We start from the raw sequence: 23,527 nt of genomic DNA on the forward strand, positions 1-23,527 counted from the left end.
AAGCTCCTGAGGCTTCGCTCAATTGCCGCCTACCTGCATCTTGAAGTCACTGGGTATATATCTTTCTGCGCCCACAGTTTTTAGCTAAAGCATGTTCAACAGGACTATCGAGACATCATTTCTCGTCGCTATCAGATGTCTTACGCGGCTTCGCCTGTTCCATACTTTCCAGGATTCGATGGTAATTATCGAAACGCTCTTCAGCGATTTTGCCTTGTTCTACCGCTTCGCGCAGTGCACAACCGGGATCGGTGGTATGGCTGCAATCACGGAATTTGCAATGGCCGAGATAATCACGGAATTCGACAAATCCTTGAGTGATTTGTTCCGGTGCCAGATGCCAGAGGCCAAATTCACGCACCCCCGGTGAGTCAATCACATCGCCGCCTTGCTGGAAGTGATATAAGCGGGCTGCGGTGGTGGTGTGCTGACCCAGACCTGAATTACCCGATACCGTATTGACCAGAATTTCGTTATCCGTTGGTGGTAACAGGGCATTCAGCAGGCTGGATTTACCCACGCCGGACTGACCGGCAAAGATACTGATGCGCCCAGCCAGTGCCTTTTCAAAGGCTTCCATCCCTTCACGGGTTTGACTTGAGACTTCCAGCACGTTGTAGCCAATGCGACGGTAAATCTCCATCATGCCATCAACGAATTTACGGCCATCGGCATCCAGTAAATCGATTTTGTTCAACACAATTAACGGTTCGACTTCCAGTGTTTCACAGGCCACCAGATAGCGATCGATAATATTAAGAGAAAGTTCAGGTAAGATCGCCGAAACGATCACGATCTGATCGATATTTGCGGCGATCGGTTTCACGCCGTCGTACAGATCAGGGCGTGTCAGCACGGATGTACGCTCATGTACGGCTTCGACAATGCCTTTAACCCGCACACCTTCCTGAGCTTGCAAGCCTGGGCGCCAGACCACACGGTCACCGGTAACCAGTGATTTAATGGTACGGCGGATGTTACAACGGTGTTGAACACCATCGGTGGCTTCGACATCGGCGTGCTGGCCGAAACGACTGATTACGATACCTTCTTGCGCATCGCCAAGCTGAGAGTCATCTAACTCAGGTTTTCTATCAGTGCGTAGCCGACGCTGATGGTTTGCCTGCACACGGCGTTGTTGACCTTTCGACAGTTTATTCTTACTCACTGCGCCTCACTTGAATCTGCATTAATACCCTTCATACTTGAAGCCGCTGGGGCTACTCGCTTCACTCCCCCGCATCGGTGTAATCTTATCGGGATTCGTTTGCTTGCTACCTACCTGCAACGCCAATTTCTTTGGGTATATCGCTGGTTGCGACCAAAAGGGCTATGATACACATTATTTTATCAATTAACCGTTTGTTCGGTAGTCTCACCCGCTAACAGGCAGGAAATATTATGGCAGAGAATCAAAATAATCTGATCTGGATCGATCTGGAAATGACCGGTCTTGATCCTGAGCGCGATCGGATCATTGAGATAGCCACTCTGGTCACCGATGCTAATCTCAATATTCTAGCCGAAGGCCCAGTATTGGCGGTTCGTCAGTCGGATGAACAGCTTGGGCTTATGGATGAATGGAATGTGCGTACCCATACCGGCAGTGGTTTGGTGGAACGGGTTAAAGCCAGCCCATTTAGTGATAGTGATGCTGAATTACAAACCATTGAATTCTTGAAACAGTGGGTTCCAGCGGGCGCTTCACCTATCTGTGGTAACAGTGTGGGCCAAGACCGCCGCTTCCTGTTCCGTTATATGCCAGAGCTTGAAGCTTATTTCCACTACCGCTATCTGGATGTCAGCACGCTAAAAGAGCTGGCACGCCGCTGGAAACCAGAGATTCTGCCGGGTTTCAAAAAACAAAATACCCATCAAGCACTAGACGATATCCGTGAATCTGTGGCTGAGCTTGCCTATTACCGCGAGCATTTTATTCAATCTTGATCCCCTGCGGCCTTGAAGCAGCAGGGGTGTTAGCTGCGTTAGCTCACCCGAATCACTGACTGCCCGTTGACCTTAAAATAAATAGACTCATCGGGATGCGTTTGCTGGCAGCCTACCTGCTACTCCAATGACTTTGGGGTTTTGTTGCGGCCTTGAAGCAGCAGGGATAGTCGCGCTTACACTCCTGCTGTTTCAATAACTTTAGGTATATACTTTGCCCGGCGCTGGTAAAAACGCCACATTGCTGTTTTAATCGTCACTTGAACCAAAAAATGATTTTTTTGCTTTTAGGGGCTTGCGGCAAAACGGATTTCTCGTATAATGCGCACCCCGTACCGATGAAGAATTCGCAAACATGCGCAGACCGATTTAGTACGAGTTAAGTGTAGAAAACGTTGTAAAAAGTAAGACGGCACCAAGCGGGAATAGCTCAGTTGGTAGAGCACGACCTTGCCAAGGTCGGGGTCGCGAGTTCGAGTCTCGTTTCCCGCTCCAATCTTTAACCATAAAGATAGTGACCGGCAGTACAGCAGCTTTAGTTCAGAAGTCAGAAATATAAGTGATACGTTGTTATGACGTATGGCAGCGACGCGGGAATAGCTCAGTTGGTAGAGCACGACCTTGCCAAGGTCGGGGTCGCGAGTTCGAGTCTCGTTTCCCGCTCCAAAATTTATTTCTGAATAAGCAGTAAATATCAAATGCTGTCACATACAGCAGGGTGCAAAAGCATCTCAATGCGGGAATAGCTCAGTTGGTAGAGCACGACCTTGCCAAGGTCGGGGTCGCGAGTTCGAGTCTCGTTTCCCGCTCCAAAATTTTTATTCAATTCTATTATTTTTATCCACAGCTACATAACGCGCCATGCCGCGTTGTACATACAATGTATTAACTTCGTCAACAGACTTATCCACAGATTCTGCTTTTTTTATATCCAGCTCATATTTTATCCACTGCGCAACCCTCTTTCATATCTCTTTGATTTAGCGATATATATTTTTCTGTGAAAACGTTATACCGATGACTTGCGCTTTTTTTCGCACTTGATTGCCAAGGTGTTTTTATTTTTATGCACAGGAAAACTCCGAGTTCATTCATTATAAAAATACATAAAAAAAAGCCATACCAAACAGCATATAGTTTCAGGTAAAGGGGGATATCAGGCATCCCGTGGTAGGCCTTTCTCAATAGCCCGCACCAGCCTTTTTTTCTGTGGCGATTGAACATCCACAATCAGTGTAGACCGTCTTTTCAATTGTTGTGAGATTGACCACTCAATATGTTCATCTAACATTGGATCAATCCCGCGGCGCGCTTCCAGTGCCAATACGATACTGTCGAGATAGGGGGCATTGCCCAGTGCGACCGAGATATTACGTAGCCAGCGTAGGTGACCAATGCGGCGGATGGCGGAACCTTCCGTAACCCGCAAAAATTTCTCTTCATTCCAGGCAAATAAATCCAATAACTGTGGCGTGTGTAGCACGGCGCGTGGGCTGAAATCTTCCTCATCAGTTAATTGTGAGAAGCGGTTCCAGGGGCAGATAAGCTGACAATCATCACAGCCATAAATACGATTTCCCATTAGTGGACGAAATTCTTCTGGTATCGCCCCTTCAAGTTCAATGGTCAGGTAGGAGATACAGCGGCGAGCATCAACGGTATAGGGTGCAACGATAGCGCCGGTCGGGCAGGTGGTGATACAGGCAACGCAACGGCCACATTGCTCCTCTTGCGGCTTATCAATCGGCAGCGGCAGATCAATTAGTAATTCGCCAAGAAAGAACCAGGAGCCCGCATCACGATTTAAAATCAGTGAGTGCTTACCAACCCAGCCAATCCCTGCTTTTGCAGCTAATGACCGCTCCATAATGGGGGCAGAATCGACAAATGGGCGGAAATTGATGTCACCGTGAGCCTGCTCCAGACAGTAACTCTGAATCATATCGCCCAATCTTTTCAGCCGCTGGCGCAGCAATTTATGATAATCACGGCCCAGCGCATAGCGACTGACATAACCTAACTTAGCATTGTTCAATGTGCTGGCAAATGCAGCCTTGGCAGGGAGATAATTCATCCGCACGCTAATCACCCGTAAGGTTCCGGGTAATAATTCATGGGGCCGCGCGCGCAGCATACCGTGGCGAGCCATCCAGGCCATCTCGCCATGATATTGTTTATCAAGCCAAGTTTGTAACCGCGGTTCTTCCGCAGACAAATCCGTATCGCAGATACCGACTTGCTGGAAACCTAGCGATTGCCCCCATTGCTTGATATGTTGGGCTAATTGATTCAGATCGAGGGGGTGTGCCATGACGGACCATAGTAAGAAACAAATCGGTGTCAGCTTACCACACTCTGTTTTTTCTGCGGACTGGGTACGCCAGAACGAGGCCGTGGCCGCGGCACACTTTTCTCTAACGTTGTTTGATCTGATGGTCAGAGCGGGCGATGCGGCCTTTGAACTGGCGCGTAAACAGTACCCAGCGGCGAGTCACTGGTTGATATTGTGTGGCCACGGTAATAATGGTGGCGATGGTTATATCGTTGCGAATCGGGCATTAGCCGCGGGGCTGAATGTTACGCTTATTGCCTGCCCCGGCAATCGGCCATTACCCGCACAAGCGCATCAGGCGCAATCCCAATGGTTGGCGGCAGGTGGCATAATTCACCAGCCTGAGACACCGTGGCCACAACATGTTGATTTGATTATTGATGCATTGTTGGGTATTGGCCTGCGAGCGGCACCGCAAGGCGTTTATGCTACGCTGATTGACACCGCGAATCGCCATCGGGCCGCAAAGATTGCCTTGGATATTCCTTCTGGACTCAGTGCCGACAGTGGTGCTGCTCCCGGATCTGTTATTCGCGCAGACCACACCCTGACTTTTGTCGCGCTGAAACCGGGTTTGCTCACCGGTCAGGCCCGTGATTGGGTGGGGCATTTACACTGCAATGACTTGGGGCTGACAGCATGGCTGCTCACTCAACCGCTACAAATTGAGCGAATGACTGCAGATCACCTACCGCAATGGCTACAGCCACGCCGCCCTTGTGCTCATAAAGGGGAACATGGCCGATTGTTGCTAGTGGGCGGAGATAAAGGGCTGGGAGGTGCGATTCGCATGGCCGGTGAAGCCGCTCTGCGCAGTGGGGCTGGCTTGGTGCGAGTGCTCACTCACATTGAGCATGTGGCACCGATTCTGGCGGCAAGGCCAGAGTTGATGGTACAAGAGTTAACGCCGGAAACTCTTGAACAAGGTATTGGCTGGGCTGATGTCCTGGTTGTCGGTCCAGGGTTAGGGCAGTCCGATTGGGGCCGGAATGCTCTGAATTTATTGCAACAAAGTGATAAACCAGCATTATGGGACGCAGATGCGCTCAACTTGCTGGCATTAAATCCACATAGGCGTCAGAATCGGGTATTGACCCCACATCCAGGGGAAGCTGCTCGTCTGCTTGGTTGTCGCGTCGCTGATATTGAGAGTGACCGCTTACTTTCGGCCCGAAACATCGTTAAACAATATGGTGGTGTGGTGGTATTGAAAGGTGCTGGTACCCTGATTGCCAGTGAGCAGGGCGAGATGGCGATTGCTGATGTTGGTAATGCAGGGATGGCCTCCGGCGGCATGGGGGATATTCTGTCCGGTATTATTGGTAGTTTGATAGCACAAAAGCTGGTGCTGTATGATGCTGCCTGTGCAGGTTGTGTCGTGCATGGCGTTGCCGCAGACAAACTGGCTGAAGTTCAAGGCACCCGGGGTTTACTGGCAACAGATTTACTGCCAGTTATTCCGAAGTACGTTAATCCTGAGTTAGCAAGATAGATATCACAGAATGAAAGAACTCGTTTTACCTCTGCCTGATGAGGCAGCGACCGTTGCATTAGGGGCTCGTTTGGCCCATGCCTTCAATGGTGCTAGCGTTATTTATCTGTTCGGTGACTTAGGTGCCGGAAAAACAACTTTCAGCCGCGGCTTCCTTCAGGCCCTTGGCCACATTGGTCATGTTAAAAGCCCTACTTATACCTTGGTTGAACCTTATGCGTTAACTCCAAGACCGGTTTACCATTTTGACCTATATCGTCTGGCGGATCCTGAGGAGCTGGAGTTTATGGGTATTCGTGATTATTTCGATGTGCGGGCAATTTGCCTGGTGGAATGGCCACAGCAAGGTGAGGGGTTCTTACCTCGGGCCGATATAGAGTTACATTTGGCGTATCAGGCTGAAGGGCGTGAAGCCCGTCTGGTTGCCCTTTCTGATGCGGGTGCGGATGTATTGCGCCGTTTAGCTGCTGTGCAAGGATAATTTGATAATGATGCATAGCTTGATGCTAATAAATCGCTACCAACGATCGTTTACCGCAGTCATGTTGGTTATGGTTAGTTTATTAAGCCTACCTTCCGCCTTGGCTATGAAACTCACCGATATTAAGGTGAACAATGGCCCGACGGAAAGCCGGGTGACGCTCAGTTTTGATGGTAAACCGATTTATGCCTTTTTCTCGTTGAGTTCGCCTGAGCGAGTGGTGTTGGATGTCCGCCAAAGCGGTAATCTCTCTGGTTTACCCTTGGAGTTCAGTGGGCAGAATCTGCTGAAAAGAATTCGTTCCAGTACCCCGAAAGATGAGCAAAGCACCCGTCTGGTGCTGGAATTGACGCAAAAAGTTAAAACCCGCGCGGTGACACAGCAGTCGGGCAGTAACTACACGGTGGTCATTACCATGACCGTAGCCGCCCCTGCTCGTCAGGTACAAACCACGTTAAGCCCGAACAATACGTTAAGCTCAAACAGTACGTTAAGCTCAAACAACACGTTAAGCCCAAACAGTAGGCCACTCAGCCAAACCAATACCCCTAGCCCGAATGCTGGGCGTTTGACGCCGCCGGTCAATAACGTGAATACGACACCGCGCGTGACCAGTTCAAACACCACATCGGAGGCTAAAAACCCGTTTAACAATAAGCCGACTGTGGTTGTCAGCAGTGATACCGTCACCACCAATACCGCCCGCCCGATTAAAGCCAGCCGTGTTGCTAATAGCGATCGTGTAGTGGTGGCAATCGATGCCGGTCACGGTGGGCAAGACCCAGGTGCAATCGGGCAAAATGGCCTGAAAGAGAAGAATGTCACGATTGCCATCGCCCGCCGACTTGAAGCATTGCTTAATAGCGACCCGATGTTTAAACCGGTTTTAACCCGCAATGGCGATTACTTCATTTCGGTGATGGGCCGTTCGGACGTGGCCCGTAAGCAGGGGGCTAACGTGCTGGTTTCTATTCATGCGGATGCGGCACCTAACCGCAGTGCTACTGGGGCTTCGGTCTGGGTTCTGTCAAATCGCCGTGCTAACAGTGAAATGGGCAACTGGCTGGAACAGCATGAGAAACAATCTGAATTGCTCGGTGGTGCCGGTGACGTGTTGGCGAATACCGCGTCAGACCCCTATTTGAGTCAGGCAGTATTGGATCTGCAATTCGGCCACTCCCAGCGGGTGGGCTACGACGTAGCGACCAAGGTGCTGCGTGAGCTACAAACAGTAGGTGACATTCATAAACGTCGGCCTGAACACGCGAGTCTTGGGGTGTTACGTTCACCGGATATTCCATCGTTATTAGTGGAAACCGGCTTTATCAGTAATAGTACGGAGGAGCGGCTGCTTGGCAGTAGCGCGTATCAGGAGAAGATTGCTCAGGCCATTTATAAAGGCTTGCGCAGTTATTTCCTCGCGCATCCGCTACAAGCCGACCCAAAGGTCGAAAACCGTCCGCTAATAGAAACAGCGGCGGTTGATTCTTCAGTGCAGCGTTCAAATGTTAATCAGCCAGAACCGATTGTCAGCAATGCGCAAAGCGGCAGAGTTTCTGCCGTCAAGCCTGTGGCGACAGGGAAAAGCCAAATCCATAAAGTACAACGTGGTGAAACCTTATCCGGCATTGCGAGCCAATACGGTGTCAGCATGGCGCTATTGCGGCAAAATAATACGCTGAAAAATGATGTGGTGTGGGTGGGGCAGCGTTTGAAAGTGCCGGCATTGGGCAGCACGGTAACGGCAGCGGCACCAAAAAACCAAACAATTGCTAAAAACAAAACAGTAAAACATCTGGTAAAACGCGGTGATACGCTATCAGCCATTGCGGCCAGATATGGCGTGTCGATGAGTGAGATTGAGCGGGCGAACAAGATAAAGTCAGGTAATGTCCAGCTAGGGCAAACCCTCACGATTCCACAATCGTAAGCGAAAGGAACTGCTATGCCGATTCATATTCTGCCACCACAGCTTGCTAACCAAATTGCCGCCGGTGAAGTGGTAGAGCGGCCTGCGTCGGTGGTTAAAGAGTTGGTAGAAAACAGTCTGGATGCAGGAGCTACCCGGATTGATATCGATATTGAACGGGGTGGCGCCAAACTGATTCGTATCCGCGATAATGGCTGCGGCATCGGCAAAGAAGATTTATCACTGGCGCTGGCGCGCCATGCCACCAGTAAGATAAGTTCGCTAGAAGATCTGGAAGCTATCCTCAGCATGGGCTTTCGTGGCGAAGCACTGGCCAGTATCAGTTCAGTCTCACGTCTGATTCTGACTTCCCGCACTGCCGAACAAAATGAAGCCTGGCAGGCTTATGCGGAAGGGCGTGATATGGCCGTCACTATCAAGCCAGCGGCGCATCCGGTGGGGAGTACTCTTGAAGTGCTGGATCTGTTTTATAACACGCCAGCGCGCCGCAAATTTATGCGCACTGAAAAAACCGAGTTCGGTCATATTGATGAAGTGGTGCGGCGCATTGCGCTGGCGCGCTTTGATGTGGCAATAAACCTGAGTCATAACGGTAAGTTAATGCGTCAGTACCGCGCAGCCCCTGACCCTTCACAGCACGAGCGTCGGCTGGCGAGCATCTGTGGCCCGGCTTTTTTGCAGCATGCACTGGCCATTTCCTGGCAACATGGTGATTTGACTATTCGTGGTTGGGTGGCTGATCCTGCCGCCAGTCGTACACTCAGTGAAATGCAGTATTGTTACGTCAATAATCGCATGATGCGTGATCGGTTGATTAATCACGCTATCCGTCAGGCCTATCAAGATTTACTCAAAGATGATCAACAACCCGCTTATGTTTTGTATCTGGATATTGATCCGCATCAGGTGGATGTAAATGTGCATCCGGCGAAACATGAGGTGCGTTTCCATCAGGCGCGGTTGGTACATGACTTTATTTATCAGGCTGTTACCACTGTTTTACAGCAGACTGCCTCGCCAGTGCTAAATATCAATGAAGATGGTGAAGAGATAGAAGCACCCCGCTGGCAGCCGGAAAACCGTGTGGCGGCGGGGGGGAATAAATATGCGCAACCAGAGCCTGCAAAAGCGCCAGCGGCAGAACGGACACGGGTTTCAGATAAAGTATCGTCTTCAGAACCCACGCTAGCGGCAGCGCGGTCTCCTGCCCGTGAACAGGCAGCACCTGGCTATAGCGCTGGGCAACCCTACCAAATGCAGGAAGGCGAATTGTATCGTCAATTGGTGCAACCCGCCGCTGTGAGCCAAGCCGTAGAACAGCCTGCATCGGTGCCAGCCCCGCGCTTTGCATCAGCAGATGAACCACTTCATGGTGATTATTACAGCTTTGGCCGAGTATTAACGGTATTCCCACCTTGCTATGCTTTGATTGAATATAAGCAAGGTGTGGCATTATTGGCACTGACTGTTGCCGAGCGCTGGCTGAAACAAGCTCAACTGAATCCGCCAGCCGAGGGTTTACGCCCTCAGCCATTACTTATTCCATTAAAACTGACATTAGATAAGAATGAGGCCGCAGCCTGTCTGCGCCATCAGAACTTATTGGTTACTATGGGGATAGAATTGACCGTTGAGCAGACAAGAGCCACTTTACGTGCGGTATCTTTACCATTACGCCAACAAAATTTACAAAAACTGATACCGGAACTGTTAGGCTATCTGTCGCAGCATGAAGAGATATCGCCAGATGTTCTGGCCACATGGATTGCCCGCCACCTTGGCAGCGAACATGAGGTTTGGAATATGTCTCAAGCGATACAGTTATTGACGGATGTGGAACGTCTTTGTCCGCAGTTGGTGCAATCACCGCCTGCTGGATTATTACAACCTATTGATATAAAGGCTGCATTGGCAACCCTAACACATGAATGATATTGAAAATCTAGACCGGCCACCGGCAATTTTTATTATGGGGCCTACCGCTTGTGGTAAAACAGCGCTCTCCATTGCGCTTCGCCAGCGGTTACCTGTGGAGTTAATCAGCGTCGATTCTGCCTTGATCTATCGTGGCATGGATATCGGCACGGCGAAACCCAGTGCTGAAGAACTGGCGTTAGCACCACACCGGCTGATTGATATCCGTGACCCGGCTGAATCCTACTCAGCCGCTGATTTCCGTAAAGATGCATTGAAAGTGATGGCCGATATTACCGCTGCCGGGCGAATTCCGCTGCTGGTGGGGGGGACCATGCTGTATTTTAAAGCGCTGTTGGAAGGATTATCTCCGTTGCCACCCGCAGACCCACAAGTGCGCGAGCATATTGAACAGCAGGCCGCTGAGCTGGGTTGGGAGGCATTGCATCAGCAATTGGCCAAGATAGACCCAGTTGCTGCGGCGCGAATTCATCCTAATGATCCCCAACGGCTCTCTAGAGCACTGGAAGTTTTTTTTATTTCAGGTAAAACTTTAACGGAACTGACTAAAATTTCGGGTGAAACCTTACCCTATCGGGTTCACCAATTTGCGATTGCGCCTGTTAGCCGGGAACTGTTGCACCAGCGGATTGAATTACGTTTTCATCAGATGCTGGATGCAGGATTTGAAACAGAGGCTAGGGCGCTTTTTGACCGCGGTGATTTGCATACGGATTTGCCTGCCATTCGTTGTGTGGGATACCGGCAGATGTGGTCTTATCTGTCCGGTGAGATTGATTACGACGAAATGGTTTACCGTGGAGTTTGTGCGACACGTCAACTGGCAAAGCGCCAAATGACTTGGTTACGGGGCTGGAGTTCAGTTCAGTGGCTCGACAGTGATAAGCCGGGAGAGGCTTTAGACTCTGTAATACAGGTTGTTAGTGCATAGGTTGAATGATTGTGTACAATTGATTAGTACTCAACGCGCGGATTTTTTTTACGCAGTTTATTTTCGAGCCGATAGGTTCTTAGTTAAAAACAACAAGCAAATAAGGAAAATATAGAATGGCTAAGGGGCAATCTTTGCAAGATCCGTTCCTGAACGCATTGCGTCGTGAACGGGTTCCGGTTTCTATTTATTTAGTGAATGGCATTAAACTGCAGGGCCAAGTTGAGTCTTTTGATCAGTTTGTCATTCTGTTAAAAAACACAGTCAGCCAGATGGTTTATAAACACGCCATCTCTACTGTAGTGCCTTCTCGCCCGGTTTCGCATCACAGCAATACGCCGAGTGGAAGCACCAATAATTATCATGGTAGTAATCCGTCTGCGCCGCAACAACCGCAGCAGGATAGCGATGACGCTGAATAAAGCGCATTGCTGGTCGACCATGACGGGGAACATAAACAACGGATTCGGGTTTATGTTCTCCGCACTAGCGGTTTTAATCCGTTTGAGAGGTTGCACGTTTGTTTGACCGCTATGAAGCCGGTGAGCAGGCCGTACTGGTTCATATCTATTTCTCGCAAGACAAAAACTCAGAAGATCTGCGTGAATTTGAAGCGCTGGTATCTTCTGCGGGCGTAGAAGCTTTGCAAATTGTGACGGGTAGTCGCAAAGCACCGCACCCTAAGTATTTTGTCGGTGAAGGAAAGGCCGAAGAAATTGCTGACGCGGTGAAAGCCAGTGGCGCGTCTGTCGTCTTGTTTGATCATGCCCTTTCCGCAGCGCAAGAGCGAAATCTTGAGCGTTTGTGTGAGTGTCGGGTCATTGATCGTACTGGGCTAATCTTAGATATTTTTGCCCAACGGGCCCGTACCCATGAAGGTAAATTACAGGTCGAATTAGCGCAATTACGCCATATTGCGACCCGTTTGGTACGTGGCTGGACGCATCTTGAGCGTCAAAAGGGGGGGATTGGCCTTAGAGGGCCAGGTGAAACCCAGTTGGAGACCGACCGCCGTTTGTTACGCGACCGTATCAGCTTGATTTTGAGCCGTTTGGAGCGGGTGGCAAAGCAGCGTGAGCAGGGGCGACGTGCGCGTACCCGTGCTGAAATTCCGACAGTATCTTTGGTGGGATATACCAACGCCGGTAAATCCAGCCTGTTTAACAAAATTACGGCAGCTGATGTTTATGCGGCTGACCAATTATTTGCCACGCTGGATCCTACTTTACGCCGTATTAATGTGGCGGATGTGGGTGATACAGTGTTGGCGGATACGGTAGGTTTTATCCGGCATTTGCCGCATGATTTGGTCGCTGCTTTTAAAGCGACATTACAAGAAACACGGCAAGCCTCATTACTGTTACACATTATTGATGCAGCAGACCCTCGGGTAACCGAGAATATGGCCGCAGTTGATTCTGTTTTGGCAGAAATCGAAGCGGATGAAATACCTACATTATTAGTAATGAATAAAATTGATTTGTTGGATGATTTTGTCCCGCGAATTGATCGCAACGAAGACAATCTGCCAGTCAGAGTTTGGCTTTCGGCCCAAACCGGCGCAGGGATCTCGTTGCTATTTCAAGCGTTGACGGAGCGTCTTTCAGGTGAGATCGCACACTTTGAATTACGTTTGCCACCTCAGGCAGGTCGTCTACGTAGCCGTTTTTACCAGCTTCAGGCAATTGAAAAAGAGTGGATAGACGAGGACGGAAACGTCGGTATGGTGGTCAGAATGCCTATCGTTGATTGGCGTCGTCTCTGTAAACAAGAGCAAGATTTGGTCAGTTATATTATTAATTAGTCGGTGTGGCTAATTAGTTGATTATTTGACCTTTTTTGTGAGATTAAGAGCCAGCTTCTTTGGCATGTGCTCTTGGCCTGAAGAAAACCAATCATAGAAGAATGGAGCTAAAACATGGCGTGGAATCAGCCCGGTAATAACGGACAGGACCGCGATCCGTGGGGGAGCAGCAATAATAATGGCGGCAACTCTGGCGGAAATAACAATAATAAAGGTGGTCGTGACCAAGGGCCGCCTGATCTGGATGATATCTTTCGAAAACTGAGCAAAAAACTGAGTAGCCTCGGTGGTAAAGGTGGCGGCAGCGGCAATGATAACAGTGGTACGACAAGAGGCCCTGGTTTCAGTGGCCGGATTGTGGGCATTGCTGTGGTTGCTGTGGTAGTTATCTGGGCGGCAAGTGGTTTCTATACAATTAAAGAAGCCGAGCGCGGTGTCGTTACTCGCTTGGGTAAATTAAGCCACATTGTGCAGCCTGGTTTGAACTGGAAACCGACCTTTATCGATGAAGTAACGCCAGTTAACGTTGAATCGGTACGTGAATTGGCAGCGTCCGGCGTGATGCTGACTTCTGATGAGAACGTGGTTCGCGTCGAAATGAACGTGCAGTACCGTGTGACTGATCCGGCCGCTTATCTGTTTAGCGTGACTAACCCGGACGACAGCTTGCGTCAGGCAACTGACAGCGCAGTACGTGGTGTTATTGGTAAATACACCATGGACAAAATCCTCACCGAAGGCCGTACCATCGTTCGTAGCGATACTCAACGTGTACTGGAAGAAACTATTCGTCCATACAATATGGGTATAACGCTGCTGGACGTTAACTTCCAGGCGGCGCGTCCACCAGAAGAAGTTAAAGCGGCATTTGATGATGCGATTGCAGCCCGTGAAAACGAACAACAGTATATTCGTGAAGCGGAAGCTTATACCAACGAAGTCCAACCACGGGCGAATGGTCAGGCGCAGCGTCTGTTAGAAGATGCGCGTGCTTATGCCGCACGTAAAGTGTTGGAAGCGCAGGGTGAAGTCGCAGGTTTTGCTAAGTTGTTGCCTGAGTATAAGGCGGCACCAGAAATTACCCGTGAGCGTCTATACATCGAAACGATGGAGAAGGTCCTCGGTCATACCCGCAAAGTACTAGCGAGTGATAAGGGTAATAGTCTGATGGTGTTACCACTGGACCAAATGCTGCGCGGCCAAGGTGCAGATAAGGCAGCGGATGGCAATAAAGACACAAGCCTGATTCGTCTGAATCCGCCTTCTTCTGCTAATAGCAGTCAAGAGTCTGGTGCAAGCAACGCCAATACCAGCTCAACCAGTGGCTCTATCATGGATCAGCGCCGGGCGAATGCTCAGCGTGATACTTCCACTCGCGTAGGGAGAGAATAACCAATGCGTAAGTCTTTTTTACTTATCGTCGTTGTGGTGTTAATCGCACTCTACGCTTCTCTGTTTGTGGTACAGGAAGGCCAGCGCGGCATCGTGCTACGCTTTGGCAAGGTATTACGTGATAGTGATAACAAGCCGCTGGTGTATGCACCGGGCTTGCACTTCAAAATACCGTTTATCGAAACCGTGAAAAGGTTGGATGCCCGTATTCAAACCATGGACAACCAGGCTGACCGTTTCGTTACCAACGAGAAGAAAGACCTGATTGTTGACTCCTATTTGAAATGGCGTATCAGCGATTTCAGTCGTTACTATCTGGCCACCGGTGGTGGTGATGTTTCTCAGGCCGAAGTGCTGCTGAAACGTAAGTTTAGTGACCGTTTGCGTTCTGAAATTGGTCGTTTGAACGTGCGTGACATCGTTACTGACTCACGTGGGCGTTTGACTTCAGATGTCCGTGATGCGCTGAACACCGGTAGTGTGGGTGATGAAGCTGTGACCACCGAAGCTGATGATGCAATTGCCTCTGCGGCAGCCCGTGTTGAGCAGGAAACCCGTGGCAAACAGCCTGCGGTTAACCCTAACAGTATGGCAGCGCTAGGGATTGAGGTCGTTGACGTGCGAATCAAGCAGATCAACTTACCGGCTGAAGTGTCTGATGCTATCTTCCAACGTATGCGTGCTGAGCGTGAAGCGGTAGCCCGTCGTCATCGTTCACAAGGTCAGGAAGAAGCAGAGAAGTTGCGTGCAACAGCTGACTATGAAGTAACACGTACACTGGCAGAAGCAGAACGTCAGGCGCGTATTACTCGTGGTGGCGGTGATGCAGAAGCAGCTCGTCTGTTTGCTGACGCATTCAGTAAAGACCCAGACTTTTATGCCTTCATTCGTAGCTTGCGTGCGTATGAAAACAGCTTTAACAGCGGCAATGATGTGATGGTTCTGAGCCCGGATAGCGATTTCTTCCGTTATATGAGGTCGCCGGATAACTCCAGCAAACGTCCATAACGGCTGTCGTTACAGCTCGTCTTGACCGTAACAATAAGGCCCGTTAACGCGGGCCTTTTCCATTTGAGACAAATAATGAATTCAACCATCTTGTTAGCATTGGGTCTGGTTTTGGTGCTCGAAGGGCTTGGCCCGATGCTGTACCCCAAAGCCTGGCGCAAAATGATTCAGGCGATGACCCAATTACCGGATGCCACTTTGCGCCGTTTTGGTGGCGGATTAGTGGTTGCTGGTGTGGTTATCTACTACATGTTGCGTAGCCGCATGGGTGGCTGAATGTAAGCACAAAAATTGTTCAGTTATGTGTTAAAAAGTACTGAAAGCAGCCGAATGAGATGTTAGAATCCTTTTTTAAGCAACCTGGTGATTTTTGAGATGGGTAAGAACGTCGTCGTACTGGGCACCCAATGGGGTGACGAAGGTAAGGGCAAGGTCGTTGACCTGCTGACTGAACGGGCTAATTATGTTGTGCGCTATCAAGGTGGTCACAACGCTGGCCATACTTTGGTTATCAACGGTGAGAAAACCGTTCTTCATTTAATTCCCTCAGGTATTCTGCGTGAAAACGTAACCAGCATCATCGGCAACGGTGTTGTATTGGCACCTGACGCTTTAATGAAAGAGATGACAGAGCTTGAAGCGCGCGGTGTGCCTGTACGTGAGCGACTGTTACTCTCCGAAGCATGCCCATTAATCCTGCCTTATCATGTGGCTTTGGATAATGCGCGTGAAAAAGCACGTGGTGAAAAAGCGATTGGTACTACCGGCCGTGGTATTGGTCCTGCTTATGAAGACAAAGTTGCCCGCCGTGGTCTGCGCGTCGGTGATTTGTTCAACAAAGAAACCTTCGCTATCAAACTGAAAGAAATTGTGGATTACCACAACTTCCAGTTAGTGCATTACTACAAAGCTGATGCAGTTGACTACCAAACAGTGCTGGATGAAGTATTAGCTATTGCTGATATTTTGACTGCCATGGTGGTTGATGTTTCTGACTTGCTGGACAGCGCCCGCAAGCGCGGTGATCTGATCATGTTCGAAGGCGCACAAGGCACCTTACTGGACATCGATCACGGTACTTATCCGTATGTAACTTCATCTAACACCACTGCTGGTGGCGTAGCCACCGGCTCTGGCTTGGGTCCACGTTATGTTGATTACGTCTTAGGTATCGTTAAAGCTTATTCCACCCGTGTAGGTGCAGGTCCATTCCCTACCGAGTTGAATGATGAAACTGGCGAATTCCTGCGTAAGCAAGGTAACGAATATGGCGCAACAACAGGCCGTAGCCGTCGTACCGGTTGGTTGGATATCGTTGCAGTGCGTCGCGCCGTGCAGATCAACTCCCTGTCTGGTTTCTGTATGACCAAACTGGACGTGTTAGATGGTCTGAAAGAAGTGAAGCTGTGTGTTGGCTACCGCATGCCAGATGGTCGCGAAGTTGATACTACCCCACTGGCTGCTGAAGGTTGGGAAGGTATCGAGCCAATTTACGAAACCATGCCAGGCTGGTCAGAAACCACCTTTGGTGTGAAAGAACATAGCAAGTTGCCACAGGCAGCCCTGAACTACATCAAACGAGTAGAAGAGCTGACCGGTGTTCCGGTTGATATTATCTCTACCGGTCCTGATCGTGAAGAAACCATGATCTTGCGCGACCCATTTGATGCATGATTCGTTTGATTTATGATTAAGTGGCTAACCGCCAAATAGTCAGAATTCAGACTTTAATAAACCGGGCTTAGGTCCGGTTTATTGTTTATACCCGTCATACTTCAAGCTGCATGTGCGTTGGCTACGTTCAATCACCCGAATCACTTACTCATGTAAGCTCATCGGGGTTAATGAGCCTCATCCTTGAGGTTCACCCTACGGGCTAGCATAAATGCTGTTCAAATCGGTTCCCGACCGATTTGTCTGTCTCTTGCCGCCTTCCTGCAACTCGAATTATTTAGGGTATATACCCTAAATACATTGTTAACTGCAAAGTCAGCTATTTTGGGTATAATGAGATGCAGAAGTGACCTCGGATATGCCGTTTTATACCAAAAGCGCCACCCTTCACCTAAATGATTAGCCGCAAGCTTTATGGCTGGTTTATCATTCAAAGAATATATCCGTCATACTTCAAGTTGCATGTGTGTTTGGCTGCCTTCATTCACCCTAATCACTTACTGATGTAAGCTCTTGGGGATTCGCTTAGTTGCCGCCTTCCTGTAACTCGAGTTATGTAGGATATGAGTTTTCTGAATCACACTTGGAATCGCACTTATAACCTATCCAAAAAGTGTTATTTCCGATGGGGTTAAGCCGGGTAAATTGATACTCAGGGGTATACGTGCAGTTAACAAGTTTTACTGATTATGGTTTGCGGGCGCTTACTTATATGGCCTCGCTACCGGAAGGCCAAATGACCAGCATTTCTCAGGTAACTGAGGTATATGGTGTGTCTCGCAATCATATGGTTAAAATAATCAATCAGTTGAGCCGTGTCGGTCTGGTGACCGCTGTGCGGGGCAAAAATGGTGGTATACGGTTGGGTAAACCGGCTAACCAAATTCTAATTGGTGATGTTGTGCGCCAACTGGAGCCACTGTCTCTGGTGAATTGCAGTAGTGATTTTTGCCACATAACACCCGCTTGTCGCCTGAAACAAGTGCTTAATCAGGCGGTACAGAGTTTCCTTAACGAGCTGGATAACTATACTTTGGCTGACATGGTTAAAGATAATTCCCCGCTCTACAAACTGTTACTTGTTGAGTAGATTTTTGCTTAATCAAAGATATATATACCCAAAGAACTTGGAGTTGCAGGTAGGCAGCCAGTAAACGAATCCCGATGAGCTTACACTGGTAAGTGATTCGGGTGAGAGCGCGCAGCTAACACCCCTGCGGCTTCAAGTACGCAGGGTATAAGACCTGCTGCTGACAACGGAGGAACCGCAATGTCACAAGATCCATTCTTGGAACGAGAAGCAGAAAAATATGAGTCACCGATCCCTAGTCGGGAATTCATTTTGGCTCATCTCGCGAAGCGCGAAACACCTGCCAGCCGTGAAGAGCTGGCCAATGAACTTAATTTAACCGGCGAAGAGCCTTTAGAGGCACTGCGTCGCCGCCTGCGCGCTATGGAGCGCGATGGGCAATTGGTCTTCACCCGTCGTCAGTGCTACGCCTTGCCTGAGCGTCTCGACTTACTGCGTGGGACTGTTATTGGTCACCGTGATGGTTTCGGCTTTTTACGCGTTGAAGGCAGTAAAGACGACCTGTATCTCTCCGCAGAACAGATGAAAACCGCCATTCATGGTGATGTGGTATTGGCCCAAGCAGTTGGCGCAGACCGCAAAGGCCGCCGTGAAGCACGTATCGTGCGTGTATTAGTACCGAAAACCAGCCAGATTGTTGGTCGTTACTTTACTGATGCCGGCACCGGTTTTGTGGTGCCAGATGATGGTCGATTGAGTTTTGACATTCTGATCCCGCCAGAGGCAATCAACGGTGCGCGGATGGGTTATATGGTGGTGGTCGAGTTGACTCAGCGCCCGACCCGCCGGACTAAAGCGGTAGGTAAGATAGTTGAAGTGCTCGGCGAAAATATGGGTACCAGCATGGCGGTGGATATCGCACTGCGTACCCATGAGATCCCCCATACCTGGCCGCCACAAGTTGAAAAACAAGTTGTGGATCTGAAAGAACAAGTACCGGAAGAGGCGAAGAAAGGGCGGGTGGATTTACGCAACCTGCCATTGGTCACTATTGATGGTGAAGATGCCCGCGACTTCGATGATGCTGTTTACTGCGAGAAGAAACGCGGTGGTGGCTGGCGCTTGTGGGTGGCGATTGCTGATGTCAGCTATTATGTGCGCCCACGCACCGCGCTGGATGATGAAGCTCGCAGCCGTGGTAACTCGGTTTACTTCCCGTCGCAAGTGGTTCCGATGCTGCCGGAAGTGCTCTCAAACGGCCTTTGCTCCCTGAATCCGCAGGTAGACCGCCTGTGCATGGTGTGTGAGATGACCATCTCCTCACAGGGTAAGCTGTCGTCGTATAAGTTCTACGAAGCAGTGATGAGCTCCCACGCACGTCTGACCTACACCAAAGTGTGGCGGATTATTGATGGTGAAGAGACACTGCGTGAGCAATATAAGCCGCTGGTGCCGCATCTGTTAGAACTGCATACCATGTATAAAGCGCTGGATCAGGCCCGTGCTGAGCGTGGTGGTATCGCGTTCGAAACCGAAGAAGCCAAGTTTATCTTCAACGCTGAACGGCGCATTGAACGTATTGAATCGACGGTGCGCAATGACGCGCATAAGTTGATTGAAGAGTGCATGATTTTGGCGAATATTGCAGCCGCTCGTTTTGTCGAAAAACACAACGAACCTGCATTGTTCCGTGTACATGACCGCCCAAGTGATGACCATATCTCCGCACTGCGTAGCGTGCTGAATGAGCTAGGCCTGACCTTAGGTGGCGGCTTGAAGCCCGAGCCGAAAGATTACGCTGTACTGATGGATGAAGTTGCCGATCGCCCGGACCATGAAATGCTGCAAACCATGTTGCTGCGCTCAATGAAACAGGCAATTTACGATCCAGAAAACCGGGGTCACTTTGGCCTGGCATTGGCCTCTTATGGCCATTTCACCTCACCAATCCGCCGTTATCCTGACTTGGCGATGCACCGCGCTATCAAGTACCAGCTCGCCAAAGAGCAAGGCAATCAGAAAGAGCGCTGGACACCAACCGGTGGCTGGCACAGTGAATACGAAGATATGCTGCAATTGGGCGAACACTGCTCAATGACTGAACGCCGCGCTGATGAAGCTACCCGTAACGTAGCGGACTGGCTGAAGTGTGATTTTATGCAGGATCAGGTTGGTAAAGTCTTCACCGGGATCATTGCCAGTGTTACCGGCTTTGGTTTCTTCGTGCGTTTGGATGATCTGTTTATTGATGGTTTGGTGCATGTTTCCAGCCTGGATAATGATTATTACCGTTACGACAACATCGGCCAACGTCTGATCGGCGAATCCTCAGGTCAGGTTTACCGCTTGGGTGATACCGTAGAAATTCGGGTTGAGGCGGTACATATGGATGAGCGCAAAATTGACTTTGCTCTGGTCTCCAGTACCCGTAAGCCGCGCGGTGAGGGTAAAACAGCCCGTGATAAGGCGAAGAAAGCTGATGGGCAGCGCACGATGCGTGATACCTCAACCGGTCGTGGTGGGCGTGGTAGTTCATCTGGTGCTCCGCGCCGTGATGGCGCGCCAGCCGGTGGTGGGCAGCAACGGCCTCGTCGGGCAAAAAAACCAGTGAACTTCGAGCCGGATAGTGCATTCCGCCCAGCAGATGCCGCCGCTAAACTAGACGATAAAGCACTGGCTGAGAAAAAAGCCAAAGCGAAAGCAAAACGAGCGTCCGCTAAAACCAAAAAAATTGCCGCCGCCACCAAGGCCAAGCGTGCGAAGAAGAAAACCAGCAGCGACCAGTAATGGCCTGCTGATTGTCGGACGGCCCCGGTCGCCCGCATTCGTTTACTTATTAATACTTAATCATTTATAAAAGAGCATCATGAGCGAAATTATTTACGGTATTCACGCCGTCAAAGCCCTGCTAGACAATGATCCGCAACGTTTCCTGGAAGTTTTTATTCTGAAGGGTCGTGACGATCGCCGTCTGCAACCTTTGGTCGCGGAACTGGAAGCTGCCGGTTTAGTGATTCAGGTGGCTAGCCGCCAATGGCTGGACTCTCAGGTTGAAGGGGGTGTCCATCAGGGGATCGTAGCGCGAGTGCGTGAAGGGCGTCAGTATCAGGAAAATGACTTACCTGCCCTGCTGGAAAGTGTGGATATGCCGTTCTTGCTGGTGCTGGATGGCGTAACTGACCCGCATAATCTCGGGGCATGTTTGCGTAGCGCCGATGCCGCCGGTGTCCATGCGGTTATTGTGCCACGCGATCGCTCGGCGCAGCTTAATGCTATTGCCAAGAAAGTGGCCAGTGGTGCCGCTGAGAATGTGCCATTGATTAAAGTGACTAATCTGGCGCGTACCCTGCGGTTACTGCAAGAACACAATGTCTGGATTGTTGGCACTGCCGGTGAAGCAGACCACACCTTGTATCAGAGCAAAATGACTGGCCCGATGGCGCTGGTGATGGGGGCTGAAGGTGAAGGCATGCGCCGTTTGACCCGTGAGCATTGCGATGAACTGATCAGTATTCCAATGGCGGGTACGGTTTCTTCGCTAAACGTCTCGGTTGCCACTGGGGTTTGCTTATTTGAAGTTGTGCGCCAGCGAGCATTGAAAGCGTAATATCTCTTTTGCTATTGAGTTCAGAAAGCCAGCATTTACGGATGCTGGCTTTTTTATAGGAATTTTAATTAAATCATCAGTGATATATAGGGCTTTCATCCCCGTTTGTGATGAGCCTGCCAGCAAAAATTCGCGCCTGCACCATACTTAACCCTGATTTATGAATGCCGATGGTACAGTTATATCCAAAGTAACTGAAGTTGCAGGTAGGCGGCAAGTGAACGAGTCCCGATGAGCGCACGACGGTGAGTGATTCGGGTGAGTAAGCGTAGCTAACACCCCTGCGGCTTCAGGTACGAAGGATAGAATACCGAAATGGAGGAAGGTATGGAGTGGCAGACTCACTTGGTTTTCAATCAGCCGGAGCCATTGTCGAACAGTAATTTATTTTTGTCTGACATGGCGTTGCGGGAAGCAGTGATGCGTGAACACGCTGGTTGGGATGGAGAGACTCTCTCTTTGATCGGGCTACAATTGGGATCACAGGAGTCTCTTGAACTTGGGCGGCTGGCAAACACCAATCCTCCTGAGTTATTGCGCTACGATGCTGCCGGGCAGCGGTTGAACCAAGTGCGATTTCATCCCGCGTGGTATATGTTAATGCAAGAGCTGGTCAATCATCGCCTGCATAATCTACCGTGGCAGGAAGATGCTCGAATCGGTTCTTTTGCCGCCCGTGCGGCGCGTTTTATCCTGCATGCACAGGTGGAAGCGGGCACGCTCTGCCCAATAACCATGACCTTTGGTGCTATCCCACTACTACAGCAAACACTCCCACCACTATTTCAAAACTGGCTATCGCCACTACTTTCTGATCGCTTTGATCCCCATCAGTCCATTGGTAGCCAGAAACGGGGCTTGTTGATAGGAATGGGCATGACAGAAAAACAGGGTGGTTCCGATGTACTCAGTAATACTACCCGGGCTGAGCCGCTGGAGGGGCGGGGCAATGGTGAGGCTTATCGTCTGGTGGGGCACAAGTGGTTTTTCTCGGTACCACAAAGTGATGCACACCTAGTGTTGGCGCAGACCGATGGCGGGCTATCCTGCTTCTTTCTGCCTAAAATATTGCCGGATGGCAGCTATAACGCCATTCGATTAGAACGGCTGAAAGATAAACTTGGCAACCGCTCCAATGCCAGCAGTGAAGTTGAGTTTGATAATGCGACTGCTTGGTTATTGGGGGATGAGGGCGACGGTGTGCGCCAAATTTTAAAAATGGGGGGCTATACCCGTTTTGATTGTGCGCTGGGTAGCCATGGTCTGATGCGGCGTGCCTTTTCCGTCGCGCTGTATCATGCGTGGCAGCGGCAGGCCTTTGGTAAGCCACTGGTAGACCAACCTTTGATGCGACAAGTGCTGAGCCGCATGGCATTGCGTCTGGAGGGGCATACAGCACTGCTGATGCGCTTAGCTAGCGCCTGGGGAAAGTCAGATGAGGCTCATGAGAAGATATTTAGCCGTCTACTCACTCCTGCGGCTAAATATCGGGTATGTGGGCAAGGCAGTGGGTTTGTTGCCGAGGCGATGGAGGTGCTGGGTGGGATTGGCTATTGTGAGCAGAGTGAACTGCCACGGCTCTATCGTGAAATGCCGGTAAACAGTATTTGGGAAGGTTCCGGCAATATTATGTGCCTTGATGTGTTGCGCACATTTCGCAAACTACCGGCAGCCCTTGAGATGCTACAGCAGGAGTTCTATCCGGTTCGCGGGCAGAATCGATTGTTTGATCGTGCGTGGCGGCAATTACAGCAGCGGCTGAAAAACCCCAAAGAGGAACAAGGGCGGGCATTAACTCAGCAACTGTTCGATCTGTGTTGTGCTTCTCAGCTACTGCGTTTTGCCTCACCACCACTGGCCGATGCCTGGTGCCGCATGACCTTGGATCACCGTGATCAATATATGCTGCCGGAAGCGGTTTGCGCGCGACTACTCAGTCGCGGCAGCGGCTTTCAATAGGGGAA

At 50.1% G+C, this 23,527-nt stretch carries 18 protein-coding genes and 3 tRNA genes; 19 read left to right on the plus strand and 2 right to left on the minus strand.

Features of this window, described 5'->3' with window-relative positions; genetic code table 11:
• Nucleotides 1-115 precede the first annotated feature (115 nt).
• Nucleotides 116-1,168: a small ribosomal subunit biogenesis GTPase RsgA gene (rsgA, locus tag ACWJJO_RS02020; RefSeq protein WP_005187493.1), complete on the minus strand. Its 1,053-nt coding sequence runs from the start codon at nucleotides 1,166-1,168 to the stop codon at nucleotides 116-118.
• Nucleotides 1,169-1,401: 233 nt separating this feature from the next.
• Between rsgA and orn the strand changes: the two genes are divergently transcribed.
• The 4 genes from orn (at nucleotide 1,402) to ACWJJO_RS02040 (ending at nucleotide 2,759) form a co-directional block, all read left to right on the plus strand.
• Complete coding sequence (gene orn, locus ACWJJO_RS02025) at nucleotides 1,402-1,947, plus strand: oligoribonuclease (RefSeq protein ID WP_481090571.1); 546 nt, start codon at nucleotides 1,402-1,404, stop codon at nucleotides 1,945-1,947.
• Between the two features lie 419 nt (nucleotides 1,948-2,366).
• Nucleotides 2,367-2,442: transfer RNA gene (locus ACWJJO_RS02030), tRNA-Gly, on the plus strand.
• 95 nt (nucleotides 2,443-2,537) lie between these two features.
• Nucleotides 2,538-2,613: transfer RNA gene (locus tag ACWJJO_RS02035), tRNA-Gly, on the plus strand.
• Nucleotides 2,614-2,683: 70 nt separating this feature from the next.
• Nucleotides 2,684-2,759: transfer RNA gene (locus ACWJJO_RS02040), tRNA-Gly, on the plus strand.
• Nucleotides 2,760-3,103: 344 nt separating this feature from the next.
• On the opposite strand, the gene queG is transcribed toward ACWJJO_RS02040, so the two are convergent.
• Nucleotides 3,104-4,258, minus strand: a complete 1,155-nt coding sequence (gene queG / locus ACWJJO_RS02045) for a tRNA epoxyqueuosine(34) reductase QueG (protein ID WP_083160985.1) — start codon at nucleotides 4,256-4,258, stop codon at nucleotides 3,104-3,106.
• On the opposite strand from queG, the gene nnr reads away from it, so the two are divergent.
• From nnr to ACWJJO_RS02120, 15 genes are all read left to right on the plus strand, one after another.
• A complete protein-coding gene (nnr, locus tag ACWJJO_RS02050) occupies nucleotides 4,257-5,771 on the plus strand; it encodes a bifunctional ADP-dependent NAD(P)H-hydrate dehydratase/NAD(P)H-hydrate epimerase (protein ID WP_481090572.1) in 1,515 nt (504 codons plus the stop codon). The two genes, queG and nnr, sit on opposite strands and share 2 nt — an antisense overlap.
• Nucleotides 5,772-5,781: 10 nt before the next feature.
• Nucleotides 5,782-6,252 carry a tRNA (adenosine(37)-N6)-threonylcarbamoyltransferase complex ATPase subunit type 1 TsaE gene (gene tsaE, locus ACWJJO_RS02055; RefSeq protein WP_481090573.1) on the plus strand — a complete coding sequence of 157 codons (471 nt, stop codon included), beginning with the start codon at nucleotides 5,782-5,784 and terminating at the stop codon, nucleotides 6,250-6,252.
• Between the two features lie 61 nt (nucleotides 6,253-6,313).
• On the plus strand, nucleotides 6,314-8,182 hold the full coding sequence (gene amiB, locus ACWJJO_RS02060; RefSeq protein WP_481091554.1) for an N-acetylmuramoyl-L-alanine amidase AmiB: 1,869 nt from the start codon (nucleotides 6,314-6,316) through the stop codon (nucleotides 8,180-8,182).
• A 15-nt stretch (nucleotides 8,183-8,197) separates the two neighbouring features.
• On the plus strand, nucleotides 8,198-10,114 hold the full coding sequence (mutL, locus tag ACWJJO_RS02065) for a DNA mismatch repair endonuclease MutL (protein ID WP_481090574.1): 1,917 nt from the start codon (nucleotides 8,198-8,200) through the stop codon (nucleotides 10,112-10,114).
• On the plus strand, nucleotides 10,107-11,048 hold the full coding sequence (miaA, locus tag ACWJJO_RS02070) for a tRNA (adenosine(37)-N6)-dimethylallyltransferase MiaA (protein WP_083160977.1): 942 nt from the start codon (nucleotides 10,107-10,109) through the stop codon (nucleotides 11,046-11,048). The genes mutL and miaA overlap by 8 nt, the downstream gene beginning before the upstream one ends.
• A 116-nt stretch (nucleotides 11,049-11,164) precedes the next feature.
• Entirely contained in the window at nucleotides 11,165-11,470 is a 306-nt protein-coding gene (gene hfq / locus ACWJJO_RS02075; protein ID WP_002209151.1) for an RNA chaperone Hfq, read from the plus strand.
• Nucleotides 11,471-11,568: 98 nt separating this feature from the next.
• On the plus strand, nucleotides 11,569-12,852 hold the full coding sequence (gene hflX / locus ACWJJO_RS02080) for a ribosome rescue GTPase HflX (protein WP_083160975.1): 1,284 nt from the start codon (nucleotides 11,569-11,571) through the stop codon (nucleotides 12,850-12,852).
• A 114-nt stretch (nucleotides 12,853-12,966) separates the two neighbouring features.
• Nucleotides 12,967-14,244: an FtsH protease activity modulator HflK gene (gene hflK / locus ACWJJO_RS02085; RefSeq protein WP_083160973.1), complete on the plus strand. Its 1,278-nt coding sequence runs from the start codon at nucleotides 12,967-12,969 to the stop codon at nucleotides 14,242-14,244.
• A 3-nt stretch (nucleotides 14,245-14,247) separates the two neighbouring features.
• A complete protein-coding gene (gene hflC / locus ACWJJO_RS02090) occupies nucleotides 14,248-15,252 on the plus strand; it encodes a protease modulator HflC (protein ID WP_083160971.1) in 1,005 nt (334 codons plus the stop codon).
• 75 nt (nucleotides 15,253-15,327) lie between these two features.
• Complete coding sequence (locus tag ACWJJO_RS02095; protein ID WP_005193214.1) at nucleotides 15,328-15,528, plus strand: DUF2065 family protein; 201 nt, start codon at nucleotides 15,328-15,330, stop codon at nucleotides 15,526-15,528.
• A 99-nt stretch (nucleotides 15,529-15,627) separates the two neighbouring features.
• Entirely contained in the window at nucleotides 15,628-16,926 is a 1,299-nt protein-coding gene (locus tag ACWJJO_RS02100; RefSeq protein ID WP_083160969.1) for an adenylosuccinate synthase, read from the plus strand.
• A gap of 664 nt (nucleotides 16,927-17,590) precedes the next feature.
• Entirely contained in the window at nucleotides 17,591-18,016 is a 426-nt protein-coding gene (nsrR, locus tag ACWJJO_RS02105) for a nitric oxide-sensing transcriptional repressor NsrR (protein WP_083160967.1), read from the plus strand.
• A 180-nt stretch (nucleotides 18,017-18,196) separates the two neighbouring features.
• Nucleotides 18,197-20,743 carry a ribonuclease R gene (gene rnr, locus ACWJJO_RS02110; RefSeq protein ID WP_372568575.1) on the plus strand — a complete coding sequence of 849 codons (2,547 nt, stop codon included), beginning with the start codon at nucleotides 18,197-18,199 and terminating at the stop codon, nucleotides 20,741-20,743.
• A gap of 79 nt (nucleotides 20,744-20,822) precedes the next feature.
• Complete coding sequence (gene rlmB, locus ACWJJO_RS02115; RefSeq protein ID WP_005193288.1) at nucleotides 20,823-21,563, plus strand: 23S rRNA (guanosine(2251)-2'-O)-methyltransferase RlmB; 741 nt, start codon at nucleotides 20,823-20,825, stop codon at nucleotides 21,561-21,563.
• Between the two features lie 315 nt (nucleotides 21,564-21,878).
• Entirely contained in the window at nucleotides 21,879-23,522 is a 1,644-nt protein-coding gene (locus tag ACWJJO_RS02120) for an isovaleryl-CoA dehydrogenase (protein WP_083160963.1), read from the plus strand.
• Nucleotides 23,523-23,527 lie beyond the last annotated feature (5 nt).

Source organism: Yersinia antarctica (assembly GCF_056636475.1).

Excerpts from the sequence above, each read along its gene's own strand:
- orn (WP_481090571.1), top strand. The coding sequence starts at position 1,402 with ATGGCAGAGAATCAAAATAATCTGATCTGGATCGATCTGGAAATGACC.
- nnr (WP_481090572.1), top strand. The coding sequence starts at position 4,257 with ATGACGGACCATAGTAAGAAACAAATCGGTGTCAGCTTACCACACTCT.
- queG (WP_083160985.1), bottom strand. The coding sequence starts at position 4,258 with ATGGCACACCCCCTCGATCTGAATCAATTAGCCCAACATATCAAGCAA.
- tsaE (WP_481090573.1), top strand. The coding sequence starts at position 5,782 with ATGAAAGAACTCGTTTTACCTCTGCCTGATGAGGCAGCGACCGTTGCA.
- amiB (WP_481091554.1), top strand. The coding sequence starts at position 6,314 with ATGTTGGTTATGGTTAGTTTATTAAGCCTACCTTCCGCCTTGGCTATG.
- mutL (WP_481090574.1), top strand. The coding sequence starts at position 8,198 with ATGCCGATTCATATTCTGCCACCACAGCTTGCTAACCAAATTGCCGCC.
- miaA (WP_083160977.1), top strand. The coding sequence starts at position 10,107 with ATGAATGATATTGAAAATCTAGACCGGCCACCGGCAATTTTTATTATG.
- hfq (WP_002209151.1), top strand. The coding sequence starts at position 11,165 with ATGGCTAAGGGGCAATCTTTGCAAGATCCGTTCCTGAACGCATTGCGT.
- hflK (WP_083160973.1), top strand. The coding sequence starts at position 12,967 with ATGGCGTGGAATCAGCCCGGTAATAACGGACAGGACCGCGATCCGTGG.
- hflC (WP_083160971.1), top strand. The coding sequence starts at position 14,248 with ATGCGTAAGTCTTTTTTACTTATCGTCGTTGTGGTGTTAATCGCACTC.
- ACWJJO_RS02095 (WP_005193214.1), top strand. The coding sequence starts at position 15,328 with ATGAATTCAACCATCTTGTTAGCATTGGGTCTGGTTTTGGTGCTCGAA.
- ACWJJO_RS02100 (WP_083160969.1), top strand. The coding sequence starts at position 15,628 with ATGGGTAAGAACGTCGTCGTACTGGGCACCCAATGGGGTGACGAAGGT.
- rnr (WP_372568575.1), top strand. The coding sequence starts at position 18,197 with ATGTCACAAGATCCATTCTTGGAACGAGAAGCAGAAAAATATGAGTCA.
- rlmB (WP_005193288.1), top strand. The coding sequence starts at position 20,823 with ATGAGCGAAATTATTTACGGTATTCACGCCGTCAAAGCCCTGCTAGAC.
- ACWJJO_RS02120 (WP_083160963.1), top strand. The coding sequence starts at position 21,879 with ATGGAGGAAGGTATGGAGTGGCAGACTCACTTGGTTTTCAATCAGCCG.